Raw genomic sequence first — 20,251 nt, 5'->3', positions numbered from 1 at the left:
GGCGCCACCTACGCCCGTGGCGATCGCTGGGAAGCGGCGGTCGGCTACCGCTACCTGTCGATCCTCCACGAGGCATCCGACCGCGCGCGGCTCGACATCGACGTGCAGGGCCCCCTCGTCGGCATCAGCTATCGCTTCTGAGGCCTGAGGCTTCCGGGCCGGTGACGACCGCCAGTCGTCGCGATGCGCCGACGGCCAGCGCAAACACTGTTCTTTCCGAATCGCTCTTTTGACGATAACATGCCCGTGACTGCGCGCATTTTCGTGCATCTGATTTTTTCGTAACCGACTGCAAAGCCCGCCACTGATTTTCAGGGGGGGAGATTTATTTTGCCTATTCTGAACAGGTTCTTCCGCCCACAGCCGCTTCTTCGCCGTCGCCTCGCGCCGGTGGCGAGCGCCACGCTCCTGATCGGCACCGCTCTGGCCGGCGGCGCCCGCGCCGAAGCCGGCCCGGTCTGCGCACGGACGATCAAGGCGGACGTCGTCGCGATCGAGCAGGCGTATCTGCTCAACCGCTTCTCCGCCTTCGTCCCCGCCGGGATGCTGTTCGCGCTCAAGCGCGACGTCGTGGCGCTCGACCCCGATCAAGGCCCCGTCGGCCCCGGCAACGCGATGCTCCGGCCGGACAAGCGGCCGCGGCCGATCGTCCTGCGGGTGAACGAGGGCGATTGCCTCGAAGTCACCTTCACCAACTACCTCTCGCCCGTCGCCCGTCTCGAAGGCGGCATCCCCGCGCAGAACCATGGGAACTTGCCCGGCCACGTGCAGGCGATGCCGGGATCGCCCCCGAGCACCGCGATCCGCCCGGCGGAGCCCGTCAGCGTCGACGCGCCGAGGACGCGGGCCGCGTCCTTCCACATTACTGGCATGTCGGTCGTGCCGATCTCGGAAGCCGAGTGCCCGGCCAACGTGGCCTGCGGCGGCGACGGCTCGAACGTCGGGCTGAACCGCGGCGTGGTGTTCCGCACCGACAGCGGCGACGCGCTGAAGGCGGCGTATTCCCACGGCTCGCTGGCGCTGCCCGGGCAGACGGTGGTGACGAAATGGCTGGCCGAAAAGGACGGCGCCTATTTCGCCTACTCGATGGGGGCGCCCATCGGTGGCGAGGGCGACGGCGGCCAGATCGGCCTCGGGCTCTTCGGCGCCGTCAACGTCGAGCCGCGCGGCTCGGAATGGTATCGCTCGCAGGTGCGCCACGACGAGCTGGTGGCCGATACCGCGACGCGGGCCGGCGACCGGCACCCCTATGCGCATGTCGACTACGAGAAGCTGAAGCTCCTGACGCCCGACCCGCTCGACACGACGGGCAAGGTCTTCGACATCGCGCACACCGACCTCAATGCGATCATCGTGCCGCCACCGGCCGCGCCCGGCGACTGCAAGCCCGAGGGTCGCGCCGATGGCTCGGTCTGCGCCCAGGCCTTCCGCGAGTTCACCGTCATCTTCCACGACGAGGTCCACGCGGAGCAGGCCTTCCCGCAGCTCGCGGATGAGAGCGACCCGCTCAGCCTGATCAAGGACGGCATGGGCATCAACTACGGCGTGTCGAGCATGGGCTCCGCGCTGATGGCGACGCCGAAGTTCGACAAGCTGCCGCCGACGAAGGATTGCGTCGAATGCCGGGCGGAGGAGTTCTTCCTCAGCTCCTGGGCCAACGGCGACCCGGCGCTCCTGCTGCGCTACGAGGACGGCAAGGCGGCGGGCGCGCTCTATCCCGACGATCCGTCCAACGTGCATCACTCCTACATGGGGGACAACGTCCGGTTTCGGAACCTGCACGCCGGGCCGAAGGAGACGCATGTCTTCCACCTGCACGCGCACCAGTGGGTGCCCGATCGGTCGGACCCGAATGCCTCGTATCTCGACTCGCAGACGATCTCGCCGGGCGCGACTTTCAGCTACGACATCGAGTTCGGCGGCTCGGGCAACCGCGCCTACACGCCCGGCGACTCGATCTTCCATTGCCACCTCTACCCGCACTTCGCGCAGGGCATGTGGGAGCTGTGGCGGAGCCACGACACGTTCAACGACGGCAAGGTCGGCTGGTTCGACAAGACGAAGCCCGTCTCCGAGACGAACTCGCCGTTCAACATGAACCTGCCGGACGCGGAGATCGCCACCGGCACCGAGACGCCGGCGCTGGTGCCGATCCCGGGCAACGCGCTCGCGCCGATGCCGTCGGCGGCGTTCCGCGGCTATCCCTTCTACATCCCCGGCGTGCCCGGCCACCGCCCGCCGCAGCCCGTGCTCGACTTCGACGTCGCCGCCGACAGCGCGCCCGTCGACGGCGGCCTGCCGCGGCACGTGGTGCTGTGGAGCCGCGACAAGGAAGACCCCGAGGGCAAGACCGCGGATAAGGCGGAAGCCGATAAGGCCGAGGTCGTCGCGGAGGAGCTGAAGACCGGCGGCGAGACGACGCAGGTCATCGCCGCCCGCGTGGCCTCGCAGGCAGCCTCGGCGATGGCGCTGGCCGGCCAGTGGGACGAGCTGAAGCTGCGCGAGGTCGCCGAGACGGGCGAGCCTGACGAACTCATGGCGATGAAGTTCCACGAAGGCGCGCTTCCCGGCCTTGACGCCGTGCCGGACCCGGCGCCGCCCTTCCCGGCCTGGTGGCGCCCCAAGGCCTACCGCACCAAGCGCGCGGACTTCGTGCCGGTGCAGACCGAAGCGGCCAGCCCGCCTCCGGCCGGCGATCCGCTGTTCTACGTCAACGGCCGCCCGCCGGTCAGCGGCGCGCCCTATGCCGACCCCTGCCCGACGGAAGCGCCGGTGCGCGACTATCGCGCCGCGTTCATCCAGACCGAACTCACCTACAACAAGCACGGCTGGTTCGACCCGCAGGGCCGCATCGTCATCCTCGAGAACGACATCAAGGACATCATCGACCCCGACACCCGCACCAGCCTGCCCGCGCCGCTGTTCTTCCGCGCCAACTCGGGCGAGTGCATCGACGTCAAGTCGTCGAACTTCGTGCCAGCCGCGCTCAACGCCGACGATTTCCAGATCTTCACGCCGACCGACACCATCGGCCAAGTACGCGAGCCCGAACGATCTCTTTCCGCCCAACGCGCAGAGCGGCCTCGCCCTGGCCGACACGCCGCCGCCGAAGGTCGCCTTCGAGGCCGACATCATCGGCAACATCACCAACGGCGAATACGTCGCCGGCGTGGTGCGGATTCTCGCAAGGGGCGCTCCACGCCGCTGCGGGCTTCGTGCAGGACATCGACTTCGCCACCGGCCTGCTCCACATCGGCGCCAAGGGCCTGCACGGCGGCGCCCGTGTCCTCCTCAACGACCCCAACGGAGTCTATGGCCTCGACAACGACGACCCCGCCCGCGCGGTGCTGCCGCAGGACGACCGCTTCGCCGCCGACGACGAGAACGCCGCCGTCCACGCCGGCACCGGCTTTCCCGTCTGCGTCCCGCGGATCGACCCGGCGGTGGCCGACGACCCGAAGTGCCCGACCGCAAACCGCCCCGCCGGGACCGGACCCGCGGCCTACCGCTTCACCTGCGGGACGGTGCCGGCCTTCGGCGACACCACCGGCGCCGTCCTCCCGACCTGCGATCCGAAGCGGCCGGTGCCGCTCCGCGTCGGTGACTACGTGACGTATTCCGGCATCCTCCAGCCCGACCCGGCCGGCGGCTTCTTCGTCTCCGCCTACGCGCTCGACGCCGACCTCGGGATCTACACCTCGCCGCACGTCGACCCCGCCTATCTCCTCGTCGAAGAAGCGATCGAGGGCACCAAGGGCGAGCTTTTCAGCGGCGTGACGCAGGAGGAGACGACCCGCATCCGCGTCGTCGGCTTCACCACCGACCCGTCACGGAATGTCGAGGTGACGCTGCTCGACGAGGACCGCCGCGGGATCGCCGGCGTGACGGCCGACTTCTCCGTCAGCGGGCCCGTGGGCCTCACCCCGGAAAACGGCCCGCCGCTCGGACGGGTCAGGTTCACCTGGCCATCCAAGAACGACGCGCGCGCGGTGCGCCGCGACGTGCGCCTCGACATCGTCGGGGCGAGCCCCGTGGCGACCGACAGCGGCCTCGCCAACGGCACCTACGGCGCCCCGGTCTCGGAGTTCATCTATCCCGAGGGCTCGGTCTTCGGCGCCCCGGGGTTCCCGCCGCCGGTGCCCTTCGAGAACTTCTGTTACCTCAGGAACGCCGGCGGCCACTTCGACACCGTTCCGGGCCCGCTCGGCCCGCCCGCCCCGTTCCCGAACTCGGGCCATTTCGACTCGCAGCAGATCGGGACGGGACCGGAGCGCGCCTGCGACAACCGCTGAGCGGGGCGGTGTCGGAAGGCGTTGCACATCCCGGCCGGGCGCCGTCGGAATGAAGATGAGCATTCTGCGATCGGCGGGATGGGCGACGTCCGGGGGTCAGGCGGCGCCGGTCTCACTCCGAGACCCGATTGTATCGCGTGGCCGTCAGGTGGTCGGAGACGGCGCACGACCTGGTGTCGCGCCATCCGACGTCACGCAGCGCCGTGCGGATAGCCGCGTCGCCGAACGGCACGGCTTTCCCCTTGGGATACACGGCCCAGAGCGGCAGCGTACCGCACGCGGCCTGCGCTTTCGCCAGATCCTCCCCTGCGTCGATGCGGGCGATTGCCATTGACGCCTCCCCGACATCATCGACCAGCGTTCCGTCGAGCGCCTCTGCCAGAGCCGGATCGTCGCAAACACCGATCAGCAGCGCCTTTGCTCCCTTGTCGAGCCCGAGCTTCGCGCGCAGGCCGGGCGGCGGCGTGGCAATCGCCCCGGCCCAGGCATCCGCAGCTTTCGCCCCGAGGCTCAGGGCAACCGCTTCTCCATGACAGGAAAAGCGAAGCATCGGTCCCTCCACGCGCACATCGCTCATCATCGCCTTGGGAAAGCGACGCCGGATGTCGCCGCGCAGGATCAGCTCCCGCGCTTCGAGCAGCGCCTTGACCTCGCCCGCCTCGCGCCCGACCTCGGCATGCACCAGCGCCTCGCGGCCCATCGCCCGATCTCCCAGCCTTCGCCACCATCTCCACATCGCCGGCATCGGTGCGAGACATGCAATGCCGTGCCCGCCGGTCGAGCGCCAGAAGGCCGGACCTGCGTAACGCTTTCAAGTGTTCGGCAATGGATGCGGGCGACAGGCCGGACAGCGCCGCCAACCGGGTCGAGCGTTTCGTCGTCCACGCGATCTCTTCGGGATCAGGGTCGGCACCTTGGGTCAGTTCGGCATCGAGATCGCGCACCACGACACCCGGCGACGACGAGGGCTCGGGAGCCTCGGCGAGTGCGCCCGCAAGTTCGGTGTCGCCAACAGGGCGTAGCCCGGTCGGCGCGGGTCGTTCGCCCGGCCGAACATCGTCCGGTAGAAATCGGCCCGTGGGTCTCGACGCCGGGTGCGGAGTCAACTGCGTGACGAAGCGTCCGGCATTAAGCCGTTCGCAGAAATGAATTTCTCGAGCAATGTCGCGGAAGAGGAAGGAGTTCGAACCAACCGGAGACGCAGGGCGCCTCCCACCGGATTTGAAGTCCGGGCGCCCCACCGGGGACGTTGCTCTTCCGTCCTTCGGACGTAGCGCCCCGCGCGGGCCGGCGTCAACCGGCCCCTCATAGCCTCCCGGCGTCGATTCAACAGGTTAGCCGGGCCGGCGCCCGCGTTCGGGGCTTCCCCCCGCCGATCTCGCGGACGGCGCCCTCTTCGTCCTCCGAACCGGCGCCCGCCCGCCGCATCGCCGGAGACGTCGCCCCCGGTTGGCGTGGGTCGCGGAGCGCGGCGCGGGTTTGGTCCGGCCCGGCGCCTGAACCGCGGTCCGTCACGGGGATGGACGCTACGGCGTTGCGATGGGAGGTTCGGGCCGGGGCCGCCGTGCGGCATGGTGGTCGGGCAAGGGGCAACTCCGGCGCGGTCCCCCCGGGGAGGATATCTGGTGACCACAGCCCCGCTCGCAGGATCGGAGGAGCCGCGCCTGACCTCGCTGTCGCATGGTGGCGGCCGCGGCTGCAAGATCGCGCCCGGCGTGCTCGCCTCGATCCTGCGCGGCACCTCGGCGATGCCGGTGCCCGAGGCGCTGCTCGTCGGGATCGAGACCGCGGACGACGCGGCGGGCCGGAAGCTGAATGACCAGCAGGCGCTCGTTGCCACCACCGACTTCTTCATGCCGATCGTCGACGACCCGACCGACTTCGGTCGCATCGCCGCAACCAACGCCATCTCCGACGTCTACGCCATGGGCGGCACCCCGATCATGGCGCTCGCCATCGTCGGGATGCCGATCGCCCGTATCTCGCACGCGACGATCGCCGCGATCCTCGAAGGCGGCGCGACCGCGGCCCGCGCCGCCGGCATCCCCATCGCCGGCGGCCACACCATCGACTCGGTCGAGGCGATCTATGGTCTCGTCGCCCTCGGCCTCGTTCCCCCCGACCGCGTGCGGCGCAATGCCGGCGCGCGGCCCGGCGACCGCCTGATCCCCGGCAAGCCGCTCGGCGTCGGCGTCTTCTCGACCGCGCTGAAGAAAGACGCGCTCGGGGCCGAGGGCTACGCGCGGATGATCGCGACGACCACCCGGCTCAACACCCCCGGGCCCGAGCTTGCCGCCCTCGACGGCGTGCACGCGATGACCGACGTCACCGGCTTCGCGCTCGCGGGGCACGCGCTCGAGATGGCTCGCGGGGCGGGGTGCGACGTGCTCATCGACTGGCCAGCCGTGCCGCTGCTGCCCGCCGCCCGCGACCTCGCCGCCAGGGGCTTCGTCACCGGCGCGAGTGGCGCAACTGGGTGAGCTACGGCGCGGAAGTGGTTCTGCCAGATGACTTCGCGCCGGAGGACCGGGCGCTGCTCACCGATCCGCAGACCAGCGGCGGCCTTCTCGTCGCCTGCGACCCCGCGACGACCGACGCCGTGCTCGACACCTTCCGCCGCCACGGCTTCGCCGACGCGGCGGTCATCGGCGAGATCGCCACGTCCGAAGGCGCACCCCGCCTCCGCCGGCGCACCTGAAGGCGGCGCCCGATGACGGAGGAAAGCACCCGGTCGCCGTCCGGCGGGCGAGCGAGGCACCGCGCCGGACCCGCCTGTCAGCGCCACGTTCGGGCAAAGAACGCTCGACCGTGGCAGCATCGCCTCCGTGGCGCGGCCCACGTCACCCGTCCCCGCGACGAGGCCGGACAGATCACAGACCAGTTCACCCCGAAGCCGGCGCTGGCGGACGAGAGGGCCTCTCCCAATCCTGCCGCCCACCTCACGGTCGGCCCCGCGGCAAGCATCGCCCCGAGCAAACCGAAGCGGGGAGCCGTGCCCACCCCTCACGACCGTCCAGATTTAATTAACTACATCAATGCCTTGAACGCCATGGATCACGCGTGGGATTCACGACCCCACGCGTGAGTTTCCAGTCACCGCACGATCCGGCTGTACTTCGCCCCCGCGAGGCTCGCGTCGGCGATCAGGCCGCGCTGGCCGAATACGACCTCGGTGATGGGCCGGTTGATCTGCGTCGAGGTGACCCCCGCCGCCGCACCGTCCTTCTGGAAGGCCACCGCCGCGTCGACCCCGAGTTCCCAGCCGTCGGCCACGCGAAAGTCCTGCAGCGCCTGGTCGGTCATGAAGAACAGCGCCTGGTTGAACGCGGTCGCGCCGAAGGTCAGCCCGATCCCCGCAGCCGTCAGCGAGTAGTAGTCGACCTTGGCCGGTCCGATCAGCAGCGCCCCCTCGCCATACGCGCCGGAAGCGAAGAAGCCGACCTTGCGGATGTTGGGGATCAGCAGGATCCCCTTCGCCTGCGCGGCCAGTTCGGTCGAGCCCGGAACCGTGGCGTAGAGCTCGTTCAGCGCATCATCCACGTCCTGGTCGATCTTCGCCCGTCCGGAACCGCCCGGCGCCGGCGGTCGCGAGGTACAGGCGGCGAGGGCGCCGGCGCCGGCCAGCGCCAGGATGCTGCGTCGGGTCAGGGGCATCATGGACGGGTTCCTCTCGTGCTCTCTGCCTCGCGGCCGGTCGCAGCCGGCGTCGAGAACGCTCTTACACGCGCCCCGCCTCCCCGCCAAGCGCTCGCGCACGCCTGATCCGCCTGCGCCCTTCCGCCGATTGCGCCGCCCCCGCGCGGCCGGTAGAACCCGGGGCCATGTCGCTCTGGAGATACTCGAACCCGGCCGAATTCATGCGCATCACCGGCCCGGTCCTGCCGGTGGTCTGGGCGGCGGCGGCGCTGTGCCTCGTCGCCGGGCTCGGCTGGGGCCTGCTCCTCACGCCGGACGACTACCAGCAGGGCGCCACGGTGAAGATCCTGTTCATCCACGTCCCTGCCGCGCTGATGGCGATCAACGCCTGGCTGATGATGCTGGTCGCCTCGCTCGTCTGGTTCGTCCGCCGCCACCACGTCTCGGCGCTCGCCGCCCGCGCCGCCGCGCCGGTCGGCGCCACCATGACGGTGATCGCGCTCGCCACCGGCGCGATCTGGGGCCAACCGATGTGGGGGACCTGGTGGGCCTGGGATCCGCGCCTCACCTCGTTCTTCATCCTGTTCCTGTTCTATGTCGGCTACATCGCGCTCTGGAGCGCCATCGACGACCCCGACTCCGCCGCCGACCTGACCGCCGTGCTCTGCCTCGTCGGATCGGTCTTCGCCCTGCTCTCCCGCTATGCCGTGCTGTTCTGGAGCCAGGGCCTGCACCAGGGCGCTTCGCTCTCGCTCGACCGCGCGAGCCACGTCGACACGGTTTTCTACCGACCGCTGCTGCTGTCGATCGCCGGCTTCATCCTGCTCTTCCTCGCGCTGGTGCTGACCCGCACCCGCACCGAGATCCGCCTGCGGCGGATCCGCGCGCTGCTCGCTCTCGAGGCGCGGGCATGATCCCCGACCTCGGCAAGTACGCGGCCACGATCCTGGGGGCCTATGGCGTGACGCTGGTGCTGCTCGGAGGGCTGGTGCTGGCGAGCTGGCGACGCTCGGCCCGGGCGCGGGCCGAGCTGGCGCGACTCGAAGCCGCCCGCGGCGAAACCAGAGGGAGGCCGACGGATGCCTAGGGGCTGGCGCGCCGCGCTGCTGGCGATCCCGCCGCTCGTGTTCCTGGCCTTTGCGGCCGTGGCATTCATCGGGCTTCGCCGCGAGAATCCGCAGGAGCTGCCGAGCGCGCTGGTCGGCCGGGAGACGCCGAGCCTCGACCGGCTGACCGCGCTGCGCGACGACCCGGCGCCGACCGATGCCGACCTCGCGGGGCCGGGCGTGAAGCTGGTGAATTTCTGGGCGAGCTGGTGTGCACCCTGCCGCGTCGAGCATCCGCTCATCAAGGCGCTGAGCGAAAGCGGCGTCGAGGTGATCGGCATCAACTACAAGGACGACCCGAAGGCGGCGCTGGGCTTCCTGAAGGAGATGGGCGATCCCTATACCCGCATCGGCGCCGACACGACCGGGCGCACCGCGCTCGACTGGGGGATCTACGGCGTGCCCGAAACCTTCGTGATCGGGCCCGGCGGCAGGGTGGTCCTGCGCTTCCCCGGCCCGCTCGATCCGACCACCGTCGAGGAGCGCATCAAGCCGGCGGTCGCTGCCGCGCTCGGCTCGGGTTGAGCGCCCTGCGGGAGTCGCCGGCCTACGCCCGGGCGTAGCGGTCGCGCGCCCGGGCCCGAGCCCGTTCCGCCTCGGTCTCGCGGTCGCGCGGCGCAGAGCTGGTGACGAGCGCGGCCAGCAGGCGGCGCGATGCCGCGGCCACGTCGTCGACCGCCCGCTGGAATGCCGCGTCGTTGGCCTGGGACGGGTGCGTGAAGCCGCTCACCTTGCGGACGAACTGCAGGGCCGCGGCGTGGATCTCGTCGTCGGTCGCGGGCGGCTCGAAATTGTGGAGAACCCTGATGTTGCGGCACATGGGCGATCTCCCGCATGGCTTTTCCCACCGCAAGAGATGCGCCCGGTGGCCGTCGCCGGCAAGCCCGGACGGGGCGGCCGGGCTCAGGCCCCCTGGTCGCTCGACGCCGGCATCCCGGCCGGCGCCTGCTCCCAGCCCTTGCCGGCGGCCAGCAGGCACGACATGCCGTCGGTGCCGGTGACGACGATCGTCCAGGTTCCGGTCGCCGCCGAGCTGAACACCTCCACGACTGCATCGTCCTTGTGCAGCCCGATGCTGGTGCGGGTCTCGCCGAAGCGGTCGGACAGCTTGCGCACCACGTCGGCGTGCGCGGCGCACGCCTTGCCAGGCTCTTCCGCCCGTGCCTCGGGCGTCATGGCGAGCAGTCCGAGGGCGGTCATGGCGCGAACGAGAAGGATGAGCTTCGACATGGGTCAGGTTCCTCGGCGGAGCGGGACGCGGGAATTTCACGGGACCGAAGCTGCTCGTAAAAGCAGAATACGAAATTAACTGATCATCCTGTGGTTGTTCAGAATACGCAACGGCCGCGGACGATGCGGGGTGACAGGCGAATTGCTGCTTGTGCGGTTGCGTCGGCGTCGGCTAAGCCCTGTGCAGTGCAGCAGAGCCCGGGGATGCCATGCCGCAGGATGCCCACCCGTACCGTTCGGTGCTTTACATGCCCGGGTCGCGACCCCGCGCGCTCGAAAAAGCCCGCACCCTGGCGGCGGATGCGCTGATCCTCGACCTCGAGGATGCCGTCGCCCCGTCCGAGAAGTCGAATGCCCGGGAGCTTGTCGCCGGCGCGGTCGAGGCCGGGGGCTATGGCAAGCGCAAGCTGCTGGTGCGGGTCAACGGCTTTGATACCGAATGGGGCGAGGGCGACATTGCCCGCGCCAGCGCGGCGCAGCCGGACGCGATCCTGCTGCCCAAGGTCGAGTCGCCCGCCGACATCGCCCGCGCCGCGCTGCTCATGGCCGAGGCCGGGGCGACGGAGCGCGTGCGCATCTGGGCGATGATGGAGACGCCGCGCGGCGCGCTCAACGCTCTCGCGATCGCCGACTCGCATCCGCGACTCGAAGGCTTCGTGCTCGGGACCAACGATCTCGTGAAGGATCTTGCCGCGGCGCACACGCCCGACCGGCTGCCGCTCGTGACCAGCCTCGGGCTCTGCCTGCTCGCGGCGCGAGCAGCCGCGCTGGTCTGCGTCGATGGGGTCTACAACGCCTTCCAGGACACCGACGGCCTGCGCGCCGCCTGCGAGCAGGGGCGCGACATGGGGTTCGACGGCAAGACGCTGATCCATCCCGACCAGATCGCCGTCGCGAACGAGGTCTTTGCCCCGTCGCCGGATGCGGTCGAGCTTGCCCGCCGGCAGGTCGACGCCTTCGCGGCGGCGACGGCGCGCGGCGAGGGCGTCGCGGTCGTCGACGGCAGGATCGTCGAAAATCTCCATGTCGTCACCGCGAAGCGTCTCATCGAGCGCGCCGAGACGATCGCTGCACTGGAGGCCGCGGCGTGACCGTCCTTTTCATCGGGCTGCTCATCTGGACGGCTGCGCATCTCTTCAAGCCGCTGATGCCCGCGGCGCGGGCCCGGCTGGCGGCCGGGCTTGGCGACGGGCCGTCCAGGGGCGTGATGGCCGCATTCATCGCCCTCGGGCTCGCGCTGATGGTCATCGGCTTCCGAACGGCACCAGTCGAGAGCATCTGGTTCCCGCCGTCGTGGACCGTCCACATCAACAACCTGCTCATGCTGGTGGCCGTCGCGCTGCTCGGGCTCGGCCACTCGAAGAGCCGGGCGCGGTCGTGGGTGCGCGATCCGATGCTGACCGGCGTCATCGTCTGGGCCGGCGCGCACCTGCTGGTGAACGGCGACGTCGCCTCGATCCTGCTCTTCGGCTGGATGGGGGTCTGGGCGATCGTCGAGATGGTTCTGGCACGCCGCAAGCCCGCCGGGCCGGTGCCCGCCGGCAGCCTTGCCGGCGACATCCGCCTCGGCGTCATCACCCTCGTGGTCTTCGCGGTGATCGTCGCCATCCACACCTGGCTCGGCTACCCGCCGTTTCCGCAGGGGTGACGGGAATGCTCGCATACCGCTTTCTGACCGAAGAGGACACGGCGGCCTTCTGCCACAAGGTCACGGCGGCGCTGGCGAAAGGCTGGTCGCTGCACGGCGCCCCGACCTACGCCTTCGACGGCACTGCCGGCGTCATGCGCTGCGGTCAGGCGGTGGTGAAGGACGTCGATGCCGACTATGACCCCGCGATGAAGCTCGGAGACCTCTGATGGCCTCGAAGACCCACGCCGGCCGGTTCTTCGAGGACTATCGCGTCGGCGACGAGATCGTGCACGCGGTGCCGCGCACGGTGACGGAGGGTGATCGCGCGCTCTACACCGCGCTCTACCCGACGCGGTTCGCGCTCTACTCCTCGGACGCCTTCGCGCGGAAGTCCGGCCTGCTGCGGAGCCCGATCGAGGATATCGCGGCGTTCCACGTCGTCTTCGGCAAGACGGTCCCCGACATCAGCCTGAACGCGGTGGCAAACCTCGGGTATGCCGAGGGGCGGTTCCTGCTCCCGGTCTACCCCGGCGACACCCTCACCTCGACGAGTGAGGTGATCGGCCTGCGCGAGACCTCGAATGGCAAGTCCGGCGTCGTCTGGGTGCGCTCGACCGGGCGGAACCAGCGGGGCGAGGCCGTGCTGAGCTATTGCCGGTGGGTGATGGTGCGCAAGCGCGATGCAGGCGCCCCCGCCCCCGCGGTCGTCGTGCCCGACCTCGCCCCCGCCGTCGCCGGCAGCGACCTCGTGGTGCCCGCGGGCCTCGACTTCTCCGCATACGACTTTGCCCTGGCCGGCGAGCGCTGGCGCTGGGGCGACTACGAGATCGGCGAGAAGATCGACCACGTCGACCGCGTGACGATCGAGGAAGCCGAGCACATGCTCGCCACCCGGCTGTGGCAGAACACGGCGAAGGTGCATTTCGACGTCACCGCCCGCGACGGCGGCCAGCGGCTGATCTATGGCGGCCACGTCATCAGCCTGGCCCGCGCGCTCTCGTTCAACGGCCTCGCCAACGCCCAGATCGTCGCGGCGATCAACGCCGGCGCCCATGCCAATCCGTGCTTCGCCGGCGACACGATCTGCGCGTGGTCGGAGATCCTCGACAAGGCCGACACCGCGACGCCGGGCGTCGGCGCGCTGCGGGTCCGTCTCGTCGCCACCCGGGCCGGCGCGGCGGCGTTCGCGCTCCGCGGCGATGACGGCAAGTACCTGCCGGACGTGCTGCTCGACCTCGACCTCTGGGTGCTCGTTCCGAAATGAAATCGTCCAGACTTTTCCTGATGAATTTACTAGGGTTAGAGACGCCAACTACTGTGGCGTGTCCGGTATACTCTTGCATTCCGTCAGGGAAGGGTGGCATGTACCGACCGAGCTGGTGCGGAGAGAACCATGGCTGACGTGAACCGGGGCGAGCGCCCCATTTCTCCTTTCATGATCGGCTCGGTCTACCGACCGCAGATCACCTCCGTCATGTCGATCCTGCACCGCATCACCGGCATCGGCATCGGGCTCAGCACCATCCTGGTAGTCTGGTGGTTCCTCGCCGCCTCGTCGAGCCCGTACTATTTCGACTTTGCCGACGGCATCCTCACCTCGTGGATCGGCACGCTGATCCTGTTCCTGGCGCTCGTCTCGCTCTGGTATCACTTCTTCAACGGCCTCCGGCACCTGTTCTGGGACGCGGGCCTGGGCTTCGGGCTCGACCAGGTGAAACTGACCGGGATCGCGTCGGTGATCGCCGCGGGCGTCATGTCGATCGTCACCATCACGGTCGGGCTCTGGGGGTAATCATGCAGTTCCGCACCGACAGGCAACGGGTCCAGGGTCTCGGCACCTCCCACTCGGGCGTTCATCACTGGTGGTCCCAGCGGCTGACCGCGGTCGGGATGCTGATCCTCGTGCCGCTCTTCCTGTTCCCGTTCGTCCGCGCCCTCGGCACCGACTTCGAGACCGCCCGAGAGATCTATGGCCACCCGTTCAACGCGGTCGTCGCCATCCTCACCCTCGCGGTCGGCTTCCTGCACCTGAAGCAGGGCCTGCAGGTGGTCATCGAGGACTATGTCCACGACAAGCCGGTGCGCACCGCGATGCTGGTGGCGAACGTGGTGCTCTGCGCCGCCTTCGCCTTCACCGGCATCTTCGCCGTCGCCAAGATCGCCTTCGCCTGAGGACGCCGCACCCATGGCCGCTTACACGTTCACCGATCATACGTTCGACGTCATCGTCGTTGGCGCCGGCGGCTCTGGCCTCCGCGCCACCCTCGGCATGGCCGAGCAGGGGCTGAAGACCGGCTGCATCACCAAGGTCTTCCCCACCCGCTCGCACACCGTCGCGGCCCAGGGCGGCATCGCCGCATCGCTCGGCAACATGGGCCCCGACAGCTGGCAGTGGCACATGTACGACACGGTGAAGGGCTCCGACTGGCTCGGCGACACCGACGCCATGGAGTACCTCGTCCGCGAGGCGCCGAAGGCGGTCTACGAGCTCGAGCACTACGGCGTGCCGTTCTCCCGCACGGAGCAGGGCAAGATCTACCAGCGCCCGTTCGGCGGCCACACCACCGAATTCGGCGAGGGCCCGCCGGTGCAGCGCACCTGCGCGGCGGCCGACCGCACCGGCCACGCGATCCTGCACACGCTCTACGGCCAGTCGGTGAAGAAGAACGCCCAGTTCTTCATCGAGTATTTCGCCATCGACCTCATCCGCACCGAGGACGGCGAGGTGCAGGGCGTGCTGGCGTGGAAGCTCGACGACGGCACACTGCACCGCTTCAACGCCAAGATGACCGTGCTCGCCACCGGCGGCTACGGCCGGGCCTACTTCTCGGCGACGTCCGCCCACACCTGCACCGGCGACGGCGGCGGGATGGTCGCGCGCCAGGGCCTGCCGCTGCAGGACATGGAATTCGTGCAGTTCCACCCGACCGGCATCTACGGCTCGGGCTGCCTCATCACCGAGGGCGCCCGCGGCGAAGGCGGCTACCTGACCAACTCCGAGGGCGAGCGGTTCATGGAACGCTATGCGCCCACCTACAAGGATCTGGCGTCGCGCGACGTGGTGTCGCGCTGCATGACGATCGAGATCCGCGAGGGCCGCGGCGTCGGCCCGATGAAGGATCACATCTACCTCAACCTCAACCACCTGCCGCCCGAGGCGCTGGCCGAGCGTCTGCCCGGCATCTCGGAGTCGGCGAAGATCTTCGCGGGCGTCGACGTCACCAAGGGGCCGATCCCGGTGCTGCCGACCGTGCACTACAACATGGGCGGTATCCCCACGAACTACTGGGGCGAGGCGCTGGACCCGAGCGAGGGCAACCCCGACCGCATCCAGCCCGGACTGATGGCCGTCGGCGAGGCCGGCTGCGCCAGCGTCCATGGCGCGAACCGCCTCGGCTCGAACTCGCTCATCGACCTCGTGGTCTTCGGCCGTGCCGCCGCGATCCGCGCCGGCGAGGTGGTCGAGCGCGGCACGCCGAACCGCCCGCTCAACCCGGCCTCCGTCGACGCGGCGGTGGCCCGCTTCGACGCGCTGCGCAACGCCAACGGCGCGATCGCGACCGCGGACCTGCGACTCGAGATGCAGCGCACGATGCAGTCCGACGCGGCGGTGTTCCGCACCGACAAGACGCTGGCCGAGGGCGTGGAGAAGATGAAGGTCATCGCCGACAAGATGGCGGACCTGAAGGTCACCGACCGCTCGCTCGTCTGGAACACCGACCTGATGGAGACGCTCGAGCTCGCCAACCTGATGCCGAACGCGCTCGCCACCATCGTCGGCGCCGAGGCGCGCAAGGAGAGCCGGGGCGCCCACGCGCAGGAGGACTGGCCGAACCGCGACGACGAGACCTGGCGCAAGCATACGCTGGAGTACGTCCACGCGGACAACACCGTGACGCTGGCCTACCGCCCGGTGCATCTCGACCCGCTGACGCCCTACGAAAAGGGCGGCATCGACCTGAAGAAGATCGCGCCCAAGGCGCGGGTGTACTGAGGAGCAAGACCCATGGCGGAATTCGCGCTTCCGAAGAACAGCCGCGTCGTCACCGGCAAGACCTGGCCGCGTCCCGCCGGCGCGAAGAACGTCAAGACGTTCCGGATCTACCGCTGGGATCCCGACACCGGCGCGAACCCGCGGATCGACACGTACTTCATCGACCTCGATACGTGCGGGCCGATGATGCTCGACGCGCTCATCAAGATCAAAAACGAGATCGACCCGACGCTCACCTTCCGCCGCTCCTGCCGCGAAGGCATCTGCGGCTCGTGCGCGATGAACATCGACGGCATCAACCGGCTCGCCTGCATCTGGGGCATCGACGAGGTGAAGGGCGACGTGCGGATCTATCCGCTGCCGCACATGCCGGTGGTGAAGGATCTGGTGCCCGACCTCACGCACTTCTACGCGCAGCACGCCTCGGTCAAGCCGTGGCTCGAGACCGAGACGGTGACACCGGAGCACGAGTGGCTGCAGTCGCCCGAGGATCGCAAGAAGCTCGACGGCCTCTATGAGTGCGTCATGTGCGCCTGCTGCTCGACCTCCTGCCCGAGCTACTGGTGGAACGGCGACCGCTACCTCGGACCGGCGGCGCTGCTGCACGCCTATCGCTGGATCATCAACTCGCGCGACGAGGCGACCGGCGACCGGCTGGACGGCCTCGACGACCCGTTCAAGCTCTACCGCTGCCACACGATCATGAACTGCGCCCAGACCTGCCCCAAGCACCTGAACCCGGCGAAGGCCATCGCCGAGATCAAGAAGCTGATGGTCGAACGGCAGATGTGAACGAGGCCGGGTCCGGCGCGGGCGCCGCACCGGGCCCGGGGGCAGCATACCGGGTTGCGCCCGGCCCCCGTTGCGCCTATACGGCGCGCTCACCATGGACTCCGCCAGAATCAGGGTGACCCGCGAGGGGGCCCTCTGGCGATGTTGCACGAAGGACGGCTCATGAAAGCCCAGGATCTCCGGGACAAGACCCCGGACCAGCTGCGCGACCAGCTCGCCAGCCTCAAGAAGGAGGCCTTCAACCTCCGCTTCCAGAAGGCCACCGGCCAGCTGGAGAACACCTCGCGCATGCAGGCCGTCCGCCGTGACGCTGCCCGCGTCAAGACGATCCTGAACCAGAAGGCCGCCGCTGCGGCTGCGGAGGCCTGAGACATGCCCAAGCGTATCCTCCAGGGCACCGTGACCAGCGACAAGAACGACCAGACGATCACCGTGCTGGTCGAGCGCCGCTTCACCCATCCGGTGATGAAGAAGACCGTTCGGAAGTCCAAGAAGTACCGGGCTCACGACGCCGCGAACCAGTTCAAGGTCGGTGACACCGTTCGCATCGTCGAATGCGCGCCGATCTCGAAGACCAAGCGCTGGACGGTCCTGACGGCGGAAACCGCCGCCGAGGCCTGACAGTCTTTAACGAAACCGCGGGCCTCGTGTCCGCAGGTCGGGAGTAACCAAGCATGATCCAGATGCAGACCAATCTGGATGTCGCTGACAACTCCGGCGCCCGCCGGGTTCAGTGCATCAAGGTCCTGGGTGGCTCGCATCGCCGGTATGCTTCCGTGGGCGACATCATCGTGGTGTCGGTCAAGGAAGCCATTCCGCGTGGTCGCGTGAAGAAGGGCGACGTCCGCAAGGCCGTCGTCGTCCGGACCGCCAAGGAAGTCCGCCGCGAGGACGGCACCTCGATCCGGTTCGACCGGAACGCCGCCGTCATCCTCAACAACCAGAACGAGCCGGTCGGCACCCGTATCTTCGGGCCGGTCGTGCGCGAGCTGCGGGCGAAGAACTTCATGAAGATCATCTCCCTCGCTCCGGAGGTGCTGTGATGGCTGCCAAGCTCAAGAAGGGCGACAAGGTCGTCGTCATCGCCGGCAAGGACAAGGGCCGCAACGGTGAGATCACCCGCGTGCTGCCCGCCGAGGGCAAGGCCGTGGTCTCGGGCGTGAACGTCGCGATCCGCCACACCAAGCAGAGCGCACAGGGCCAGGGCGGCCGTATCGCCAAGGAACTGCCGATCCAGCTCTCGAATCTCCAGCTTCTCGACGCCAACGGCAAGGCGACCCGTGTCGGCTTCCGCATCGAGAACGGCGAGAAGATCCGCTTCGCCAAGACCACCGGGGAGGCGATCTGATGCTCGACGCAACCGACTACACCCCGCGCCTCAGGACGCAGTACCGGGACACCATCCGGGCCGCGCTCAAGGAAGAGTTCTCCTACAAGAACGACATGCAGATCCCGCGTCTGGACAAGATCGTCCTGAACATGGGCGTCGGCGAGGCCACCTCCGACACCAAGAAGGTGCGTGCCGCCGCCGAGGACCTGCAGCAGATCGCCGGCCAGAAGGTCGTCATCACTAAGGCGAAGACCTCGATCGCGGGCTTCAAGGTCCGTGAGCAGATGCCGATCGGCGTCAAGGTCACGCTGCGTCGCGACCGGATGTACGAGTTCCTGGACCGCCTCGTCACCGTCGCGCTGCCGCGCGTGCGTGACTTCCGCGGCGTCAACCCGAAGAGCTTCGACGGCCGCGGCAACTATGCCATGGGCCTCAAGGAGCATCTCGTGTTTCCCGAGATCAACTTCGACAAGATCGAACAGGTCTGGGGCATGGACATCGTGATCTGCACCACCGCCAAGACCGACGCCGAGGCGAAGGCGCTTCTGAAGCACTTCAACCTGCCGTTCACGGCCTGAGCGCGGGGGAGAAAGACATATGGCAAAGATTAGCATGGTCGAGCGCCAGAAGAAGCGGGTCGCGATGGTGGACAAGTTCGCCGCCAAGCGCGCCGAGCTGAAGGCGATCGCCCGCGACGAGAGCCGCCCGATGGAAGAGCGCTTCAAGGCGCAGCTGAAGCTCGCGAAGCTGCCGCGCAACTCCTCGGCCACCCGGCTGCACAACCGCTGCGAAGTGTCGGGCCGTCCGCGCGCCTACTATCGCAAGCTGAGGATGTCCCGTATCGCGCTGCGCGACCTGGCCTCGAAGGGCCAGATCCCCGGCATGGTCAAGTCGTCCTGGTAAGGGGAGGTCAGACATGAACTTGAACGATCCCCTGGGCGACATGCTCACCCGCATCCGCAACGCCTCGATGCGCGGCAAGTCCACGGTCCGCACGCCCGCCTCGAAGATCCGCGCCTGGGTCCTCGACGTGCTGAAGGCCGAGGGCTTCATCCGCGGCTATGAGGAAGTGAAGTCCGAGCGCGGCCTGCCCGAGCTCGAGATTTCGCTGAAGTACTTCGATGGCGCCCCCGTCATCCGCGAGCTGAAGCGCGTGTCCACTCCGGGCCGCCGCGTCTACTCCGGCGTGAAGGAAATGCCGCAGGTCCGCCAGGGCCTCGGCGTCGCCATCGTCTCGACGCCCAAGGGCGTCATGTCCGACGCGCAGGCCCGCTCCGCCAACGTTGGCGGCGAGGTCCTCTGCACCGTGTTCTGAGGAGGGGCCAATGTCTCGTATCGGCAAGAAGCCCGTCCCCGTTCCCGGCGGCGTGACCGCCACGGTGTCGGGCCAGACCATCTCGGTGAAGGGTCCGAAGGGCACCCGCGCATTCACCGCGACCGACGACGTGACCATCACCGTCGAGGATGGCGCGGTCTCCGTGAAGCCGCGCGGGCTCAGCAAGCGCGCGCGCCAGCAGTGGGGCATGTCCAGGACCCAGGTCGAGAACCTGATGACGGGCGTCACCACCGGCTTCAAGAAGGAGATGGAAATCAACGGCGTTGGCTATCGCGCGGCGGCTCAGGGCAAGGTCCTGAAGCTTTCGCTCGGCTACAGCCACGACGTCGATTTCGCCATCCCCGAGGGCGTCACCGTCACCACGCCGAAGCCCACGGAGATCATCGTCGAGGGCATCGACCAGCAGGTCGTCGGTCAGGTCGCGGCGAACATCCGCGAATGGCGCAAGCCGGAGCCCTACAAGGGCAAGGGCATCAAGTACAAGGGCGAATTCATCTTCCGCAAGGAAGGGAAGAAGAAGTAAGGGGGCGCATATCATGGCGAACAGCAAGCTCGATCTGTTCCAGAAGCGCCGCCAGCGCGTCCGGAACAAGCTGCGGAAGACGGCGGGCGACCGCCCGCGTCTTTCCGTGCATCGCTCGTCGAAGAACATTTCCGTCCAGCTGATCGACGACGCCCAGGGCAAGACCCTGGCCGCCGCCTCGACGCTGGAGAAGGACCTGGGCTTCGTCGGCAAGAACAACAAGGAGGCCGCGGCTCGCGTCGGCACCGAGATCGCCGCGCGCGCCAAGGCCGCCGGCGTCGAGGAGGTCTATTTCGACCGCGGTGGGTTCCTCTTTCACGGGAGGGTCAAGGCGCTCGCCGACGCCGCCCGTGAAGGCGGCCTGAAGTTCTGAGGAGACGGG

General features: G+C 68.8%; 26 protein-coding genes, 1 tRNA gene and 1 pseudogene. 23 read left to right on the top strand and 5 right to left on the bottom strand.

Annotated elements, in window-relative coordinates; genetic code table 11:
- Positions 1-330 precede the first annotated feature (330 nt).
- Together QM699_RS02365 and QM699_RS02360 are read left to right on the top strand one after the other, a co-directional pair.
- Entirely contained in the window at positions 331-3,612 is a 3,282-nt protein-coding gene (locus QM699_RS02365; protein ID WP_415009633.1) for a hypothetical protein, read from the top strand.
- The gene (locus QM699_RS02360) at positions 3,585-4,292 is read left to right on the top strand and encodes a hypothetical protein (protein ID WP_415009632.1); all 708 of its coding nucleotides are present in this window, start codon (positions 3,585-3,587) and stop codon (positions 4,290-4,292) included. Before QM699_RS02365 ends, QM699_RS02360 begins: the two co-directional genes overlap by 28 nt.
- Before the next feature lie 112 nt (positions 4,293-4,404).
- Here QM699_RS02360 and QM699_RS02355 read toward each other — a convergent pair whose 3' ends face one another.
- Together QM699_RS02355 and QM699_RS02350 are read right to left on the bottom strand one after the other, a co-directional pair.
- Positions 4,405-4,992, bottom strand: coding sequence for a hypothetical protein (locus QM699_RS02355; protein ID WP_415009631.1), 588 nt, complete (start codon positions 4,990-4,992; stop codon positions 4,405-4,407).
- Positions 4,993-5,459: 467 nt separating this feature from the next.
- Positions 5,460-5,551 (bottom strand) — tRNA-Sec (locus QM699_RS02350).
- Between the two features lie 363 nt (positions 5,552-5,914).
- Here QM699_RS02350 and selD point away from each other — a divergent pair.
- Positions 5,915-6,990, top strand: a pseudogene (selD, locus tag QM699_RS02345) (selenide, water dikinase SelD).
- 395 nt (positions 6,991-7,385) lie between these two features.
- Here selD and QM699_RS02340 read toward each other — a convergent pair.
- The gene (locus QM699_RS02340) at positions 7,386-7,949 is read right to left on the bottom strand and encodes a YSC84-related protein (protein WP_415009630.1); all 564 of its coding nucleotides are present in this window, start codon (positions 7,947-7,949) and stop codon (positions 7,386-7,388) included.
- 164 nt (positions 7,950-8,113) lie between these two features.
- Between QM699_RS02340 and QM699_RS02335 the strand changes: the two genes are divergently transcribed.
- From QM699_RS02335 to QM699_RS02325, 3 genes are read left to right on the top strand one after another with little or no spacing between them, the layout of a single operon-like run.
- On the top strand, positions 8,114-8,842 hold the full coding sequence (locus QM699_RS02335; RefSeq protein WP_415009629.1) for a heme ABC transporter permease: 729 nt from the start codon (positions 8,114-8,116) through the stop codon (positions 8,840-8,842).
- A complete protein-coding gene (gene ccmD / locus QM699_RS02330; RefSeq protein WP_415009628.1) occupies positions 8,839-9,015 on the top strand; it encodes a heme exporter protein CcmD in 177 nt (58 codons plus the stop codon). Before QM699_RS02335 ends, ccmD begins: the two co-directional genes overlap by 4 nt.
- Positions 9,008-9,559 (top strand): DsbE family thiol:disulfide interchange protein, encoded by a 552-nt coding sequence (locus QM699_RS02325; protein WP_415009627.1) that lies wholly within the window; start codon positions 9,008-9,010, stop codon positions 9,557-9,559. Before ccmD ends, QM699_RS02325 begins: the two co-directional genes overlap by 8 nt.
- Before the next feature lie 22 nt (positions 9,560-9,581).
- On the opposite strand, the gene QM699_RS02320 is transcribed toward QM699_RS02325, so the two are convergent.
- Both QM699_RS02320 and QM699_RS02315 read right to left on the bottom strand, forming a co-directional pair.
- Positions 9,582-9,854, bottom strand: a complete 273-nt coding sequence (locus tag QM699_RS02320; protein WP_415009626.1) for a DUF2277 domain-containing protein — start codon at positions 9,852-9,854, stop codon at positions 9,582-9,584.
- Between the two features lie 83 nt (positions 9,855-9,937).
- Positions 9,938-10,264 carry a hypothetical protein gene (locus QM699_RS02315; protein ID WP_415009625.1) on the bottom strand — a complete coding sequence of 109 codons (327 nt, stop codon included), beginning with the start codon at positions 10,262-10,264 and terminating at the stop codon, positions 9,938-9,940.
- Between the two features lie 209 nt (positions 10,265-10,473).
- On the opposite strand from QM699_RS02315, the gene QM699_RS02310 reads away from it, so the two are divergent.
- The 17 genes from QM699_RS02310 (at position 10,474) to rplR (ending at position 20,242) form a co-directional block, all read left to right on the top strand.
- Positions 10,474-11,355: an HpcH/HpaI aldolase/citrate lyase family protein gene (locus QM699_RS02310; RefSeq protein ID WP_415009624.1), complete on the top strand. Its 882-nt coding sequence runs from the start codon at positions 10,474-10,476 to the stop codon at positions 11,353-11,355.
- A complete protein-coding gene (locus QM699_RS02305; protein WP_415009623.1) occupies positions 11,352-11,912 on the top strand; it encodes an NnrU family protein in 561 nt (186 codons plus the stop codon). The genes QM699_RS02310 and QM699_RS02305 overlap by 4 nt, the downstream gene beginning before the upstream one ends.
- A 5-nt stretch (positions 11,913-11,917) precedes the next feature.
- A complete protein-coding gene (locus tag QM699_RS02300) occupies positions 11,918-12,121 on the top strand; it encodes a DUF1737 domain-containing protein (RefSeq protein ID WP_415009622.1) in 204 nt (67 codons plus the stop codon).
- Positions 12,121-13,158 (top strand): MaoC family dehydratase, encoded by a 1,038-nt coding sequence (locus QM699_RS02295; RefSeq protein WP_415009621.1) that lies wholly within the window; start codon positions 12,121-12,123, stop codon positions 13,156-13,158. The genes QM699_RS02300 and QM699_RS02295 overlap by 1 nt, the downstream gene beginning before the upstream one ends.
- 129 nt (positions 13,159-13,287) lie before the next feature.
- A complete protein-coding gene (gene sdhC, locus QM699_RS02290) occupies positions 13,288-13,686 on the top strand; it encodes a succinate dehydrogenase, cytochrome b556 subunit (RefSeq protein ID WP_415009620.1) in 399 nt (132 codons plus the stop codon).
- Between the two features lie 2 nt (positions 13,687-13,688).
- Positions 13,689-14,066: a succinate dehydrogenase, hydrophobic membrane anchor protein gene (gene sdhD, locus QM699_RS02285; RefSeq protein WP_415009619.1), complete on the top strand. Its 378-nt coding sequence runs from the start codon at positions 13,689-13,691 to the stop codon at positions 14,064-14,066.
- A gap of 13 nt (positions 14,067-14,079) precedes the next feature.
- Positions 14,080-15,888 (top strand): succinate dehydrogenase flavoprotein subunit, encoded by a 1,809-nt coding sequence (sdhA, locus tag QM699_RS02280; protein ID WP_415009618.1) that lies wholly within the window; start codon positions 14,080-14,082, stop codon positions 15,886-15,888.
- A 12-nt stretch (positions 15,889-15,900) separates the two neighbouring features.
- Positions 15,901-16,680, top strand: a complete 780-nt coding sequence (locus tag QM699_RS02275) for a succinate dehydrogenase iron-sulfur subunit (protein WP_415009617.1) — start codon at positions 15,901-15,903, stop codon at positions 16,678-16,680.
- Between the two features lie 162 nt (positions 16,681-16,842).
- Positions 16,843-17,049, top strand: coding sequence for a 50S ribosomal protein L29 (gene rpmC / locus QM699_RS02270; RefSeq protein WP_415009616.1), 207 nt, complete (start codon positions 16,843-16,845; stop codon positions 17,047-17,049).
- A 3-nt stretch (positions 17,050-17,052) separates the two neighbouring features.
- A complete protein-coding gene (gene rpsQ / locus QM699_RS02265; RefSeq protein ID WP_415009615.1) occupies positions 17,053-17,301 on the top strand; it encodes a 30S ribosomal protein S17 in 249 nt (82 codons plus the stop codon).
- A 53-nt stretch (positions 17,302-17,354) separates the two neighbouring features.
- Positions 17,355-17,723 (top strand): 50S ribosomal protein L14, encoded by a 369-nt coding sequence (gene rplN, locus QM699_RS02260; RefSeq protein ID WP_109760336.1) that lies wholly within the window; start codon positions 17,355-17,357, stop codon positions 17,721-17,723.
- A complete protein-coding gene (rplX, locus tag QM699_RS02255) occupies positions 17,723-18,028 on the top strand; it encodes a 50S ribosomal protein L24 (RefSeq protein WP_415009614.1) in 306 nt (101 codons plus the stop codon). Before rplN ends, rplX begins: the two co-directional genes overlap by 1 nt.
- On the top strand, positions 18,028-18,588 hold the full coding sequence (gene rplE / locus QM699_RS02250) for a 50S ribosomal protein L5 (RefSeq protein WP_415009613.1): 561 nt from the start codon (positions 18,028-18,030) through the stop codon (positions 18,586-18,588). Before rplX ends, rplE begins: the two co-directional genes overlap by 1 nt.
- Before the next feature lie 19 nt (positions 18,589-18,607).
- Positions 18,608-18,913: a 30S ribosomal protein S14 gene (rpsN, locus tag QM699_RS02245; protein ID WP_415009612.1), complete on the top strand. Its 306-nt coding sequence runs from the start codon at positions 18,608-18,610 to the stop codon at positions 18,911-18,913.
- Positions 18,914-18,926: 13 nt separating this feature from the next.
- Positions 18,927-19,325 (top strand): 30S ribosomal protein S8, encoded by a 399-nt coding sequence (gene rpsH / locus QM699_RS02240; RefSeq protein ID WP_415009611.1) that lies wholly within the window; start codon positions 18,927-18,929, stop codon positions 19,323-19,325.
- A gap of 10 nt (positions 19,326-19,335) precedes the next feature.
- Positions 19,336-19,869 carry a 50S ribosomal protein L6 gene (gene rplF / locus QM699_RS02235; RefSeq protein WP_415009610.1) on the top strand — a complete coding sequence of 178 codons (534 nt, stop codon included), beginning with the start codon at positions 19,336-19,338 and terminating at the stop codon, positions 19,867-19,869.
- A 13-nt stretch (positions 19,870-19,882) separates the two neighbouring features.
- Complete coding sequence (rplR, locus tag QM699_RS02230) at positions 19,883-20,242, top strand: 50S ribosomal protein L18 (RefSeq protein ID WP_415009609.1); 360 nt, start codon at positions 19,883-19,885, stop codon at positions 20,240-20,242.
- The last annotated feature ends 9 nt before the right edge of the window (positions 20,243-20,251 follow it).

This window comes from Amaricoccus sp., from assembly GCF_047602525.1.
Lineage (GTDB): Bacteria > Pseudomonadota > Alphaproteobacteria > Rhodobacterales > Rhodobacteraceae > Amaricoccus.
This window is presented reverse-complemented; position numbering and strand designations above follow the sequence as displayed.

Excerpts from the sequence above, each read along its gene's own strand:
- rplF (WP_415009610.1), top strand. The coding sequence starts at position 19,336 with ATGTCTCGTATCGGCAAGAAGCCCGTCCCCGTTCCCGGCGGCGTGACC.
- QM699_RS02355 (WP_415009631.1), bottom strand. The coding sequence starts at position 4,992 with ATGGGCCGCGAGGCGCTGGTGCATGCCGAGGTCGGGCGCGAGGCGGGC.
- rplN (WP_109760336.1), top strand. The coding sequence starts at position 17,355 with ATGATCCAGATGCAGACCAATCTGGATGTCGCTGACAACTCCGGCGCC.
- QM699_RS02310 (WP_415009624.1), top strand. The coding sequence starts at position 10,474 with ATGCCGCAGGATGCCCACCCGTACCGTTCGGTGCTTTACATGCCCGGG.
- rpmC (WP_415009616.1), top strand. The coding sequence starts at position 16,843 with ATGAAAGCCCAGGATCTCCGGGACAAGACCCCGGACCAGCTGCGCGAC.
- QM699_RS02340 (WP_415009630.1), bottom strand. The coding sequence starts at position 7,949 with ATGATGCCCCTGACCCGACGCAGCATCCTGGCGCTGGCCGGCGCCGGC.
- rplR (WP_415009609.1), top strand. The coding sequence starts at position 19,883 with ATGGCGAACAGCAAGCTCGATCTGTTCCAGAAGCGCCGCCAGCGCGTC.
- QM699_RS02325 (WP_415009627.1), top strand. The coding sequence starts at position 9,008 with ATGCCTAGGGGCTGGCGCGCCGCGCTGCTGGCGATCCCGCCGCTCGTG.
- rpsH (WP_415009611.1), top strand. The coding sequence starts at position 18,927 with ATGAACTTGAACGATCCCCTGGGCGACATGCTCACCCGCATCCGCAAC.
- QM699_RS02335 (WP_415009629.1), top strand. The coding sequence starts at position 8,114 with ATGTCGCTCTGGAGATACTCGAACCCGGCCGAATTCATGCGCATCACC.
- rpsQ (WP_415009615.1), top strand. The coding sequence starts at position 17,053 with ATGCCCAAGCGTATCCTCCAGGGCACCGTGACCAGCGACAAGAACGAC.
- QM699_RS02275 (WP_415009617.1), top strand. The coding sequence starts at position 15,901 with ATGGCGGAATTCGCGCTTCCGAAGAACAGCCGCGTCGTCACCGGCAAG.
- QM699_RS02315 (WP_415009625.1), bottom strand. The coding sequence starts at position 10,264 with ATGTCGAAGCTCATCCTTCTCGTTCGCGCCATGACCGCCCTCGGACTG.
- sdhA (WP_415009618.1), top strand. The coding sequence starts at position 14,080 with ATGGCCGCTTACACGTTCACCGATCATACGTTCGACGTCATCGTCGTT.
- QM699_RS02320 (WP_415009626.1), bottom strand. The coding sequence starts at position 9,854 with ATGTGCCGCAACATCAGGGTTCTCCACAATTTCGAGCCGCCCGCGACC.
- rpsN (WP_415009612.1), top strand. The coding sequence starts at position 18,608 with ATGGCAAAGATTAGCATGGTCGAGCGCCAGAAGAAGCGGGTCGCGATG.
- rplE (WP_415009613.1), top strand. The coding sequence starts at position 18,028 with ATGCTCGACGCAACCGACTACACCCCGCGCCTCAGGACGCAGTACCGG.
- sdhC (WP_415009620.1), top strand. The coding sequence starts at position 13,288 with ATGGCTGACGTGAACCGGGGCGAGCGCCCCATTTCTCCTTTCATGATC.
- rplX (WP_415009614.1), top strand. The coding sequence starts at position 17,723 with ATGGCTGCCAAGCTCAAGAAGGGCGACAAGGTCGTCGTCATCGCCGGC.
- QM699_RS02295 (WP_415009621.1), top strand. The coding sequence starts at position 12,121 with ATGGCCTCGAAGACCCACGCCGGCCGGTTCTTCGAGGACTATCGCGTC.
- sdhD (WP_415009619.1), top strand. The coding sequence starts at position 13,689 with ATGCAGTTCCGCACCGACAGGCAACGGGTCCAGGGTCTCGGCACCTCC.
- QM699_RS02300 (WP_415009622.1), top strand. The coding sequence starts at position 11,918 with ATGCTCGCATACCGCTTTCTGACCGAAGAGGACACGGCGGCCTTCTGC.
- ccmD (WP_415009628.1), top strand. The coding sequence starts at position 8,839 with ATGATCCCCGACCTCGGCAAGTACGCGGCCACGATCCTGGGGGCCTAT.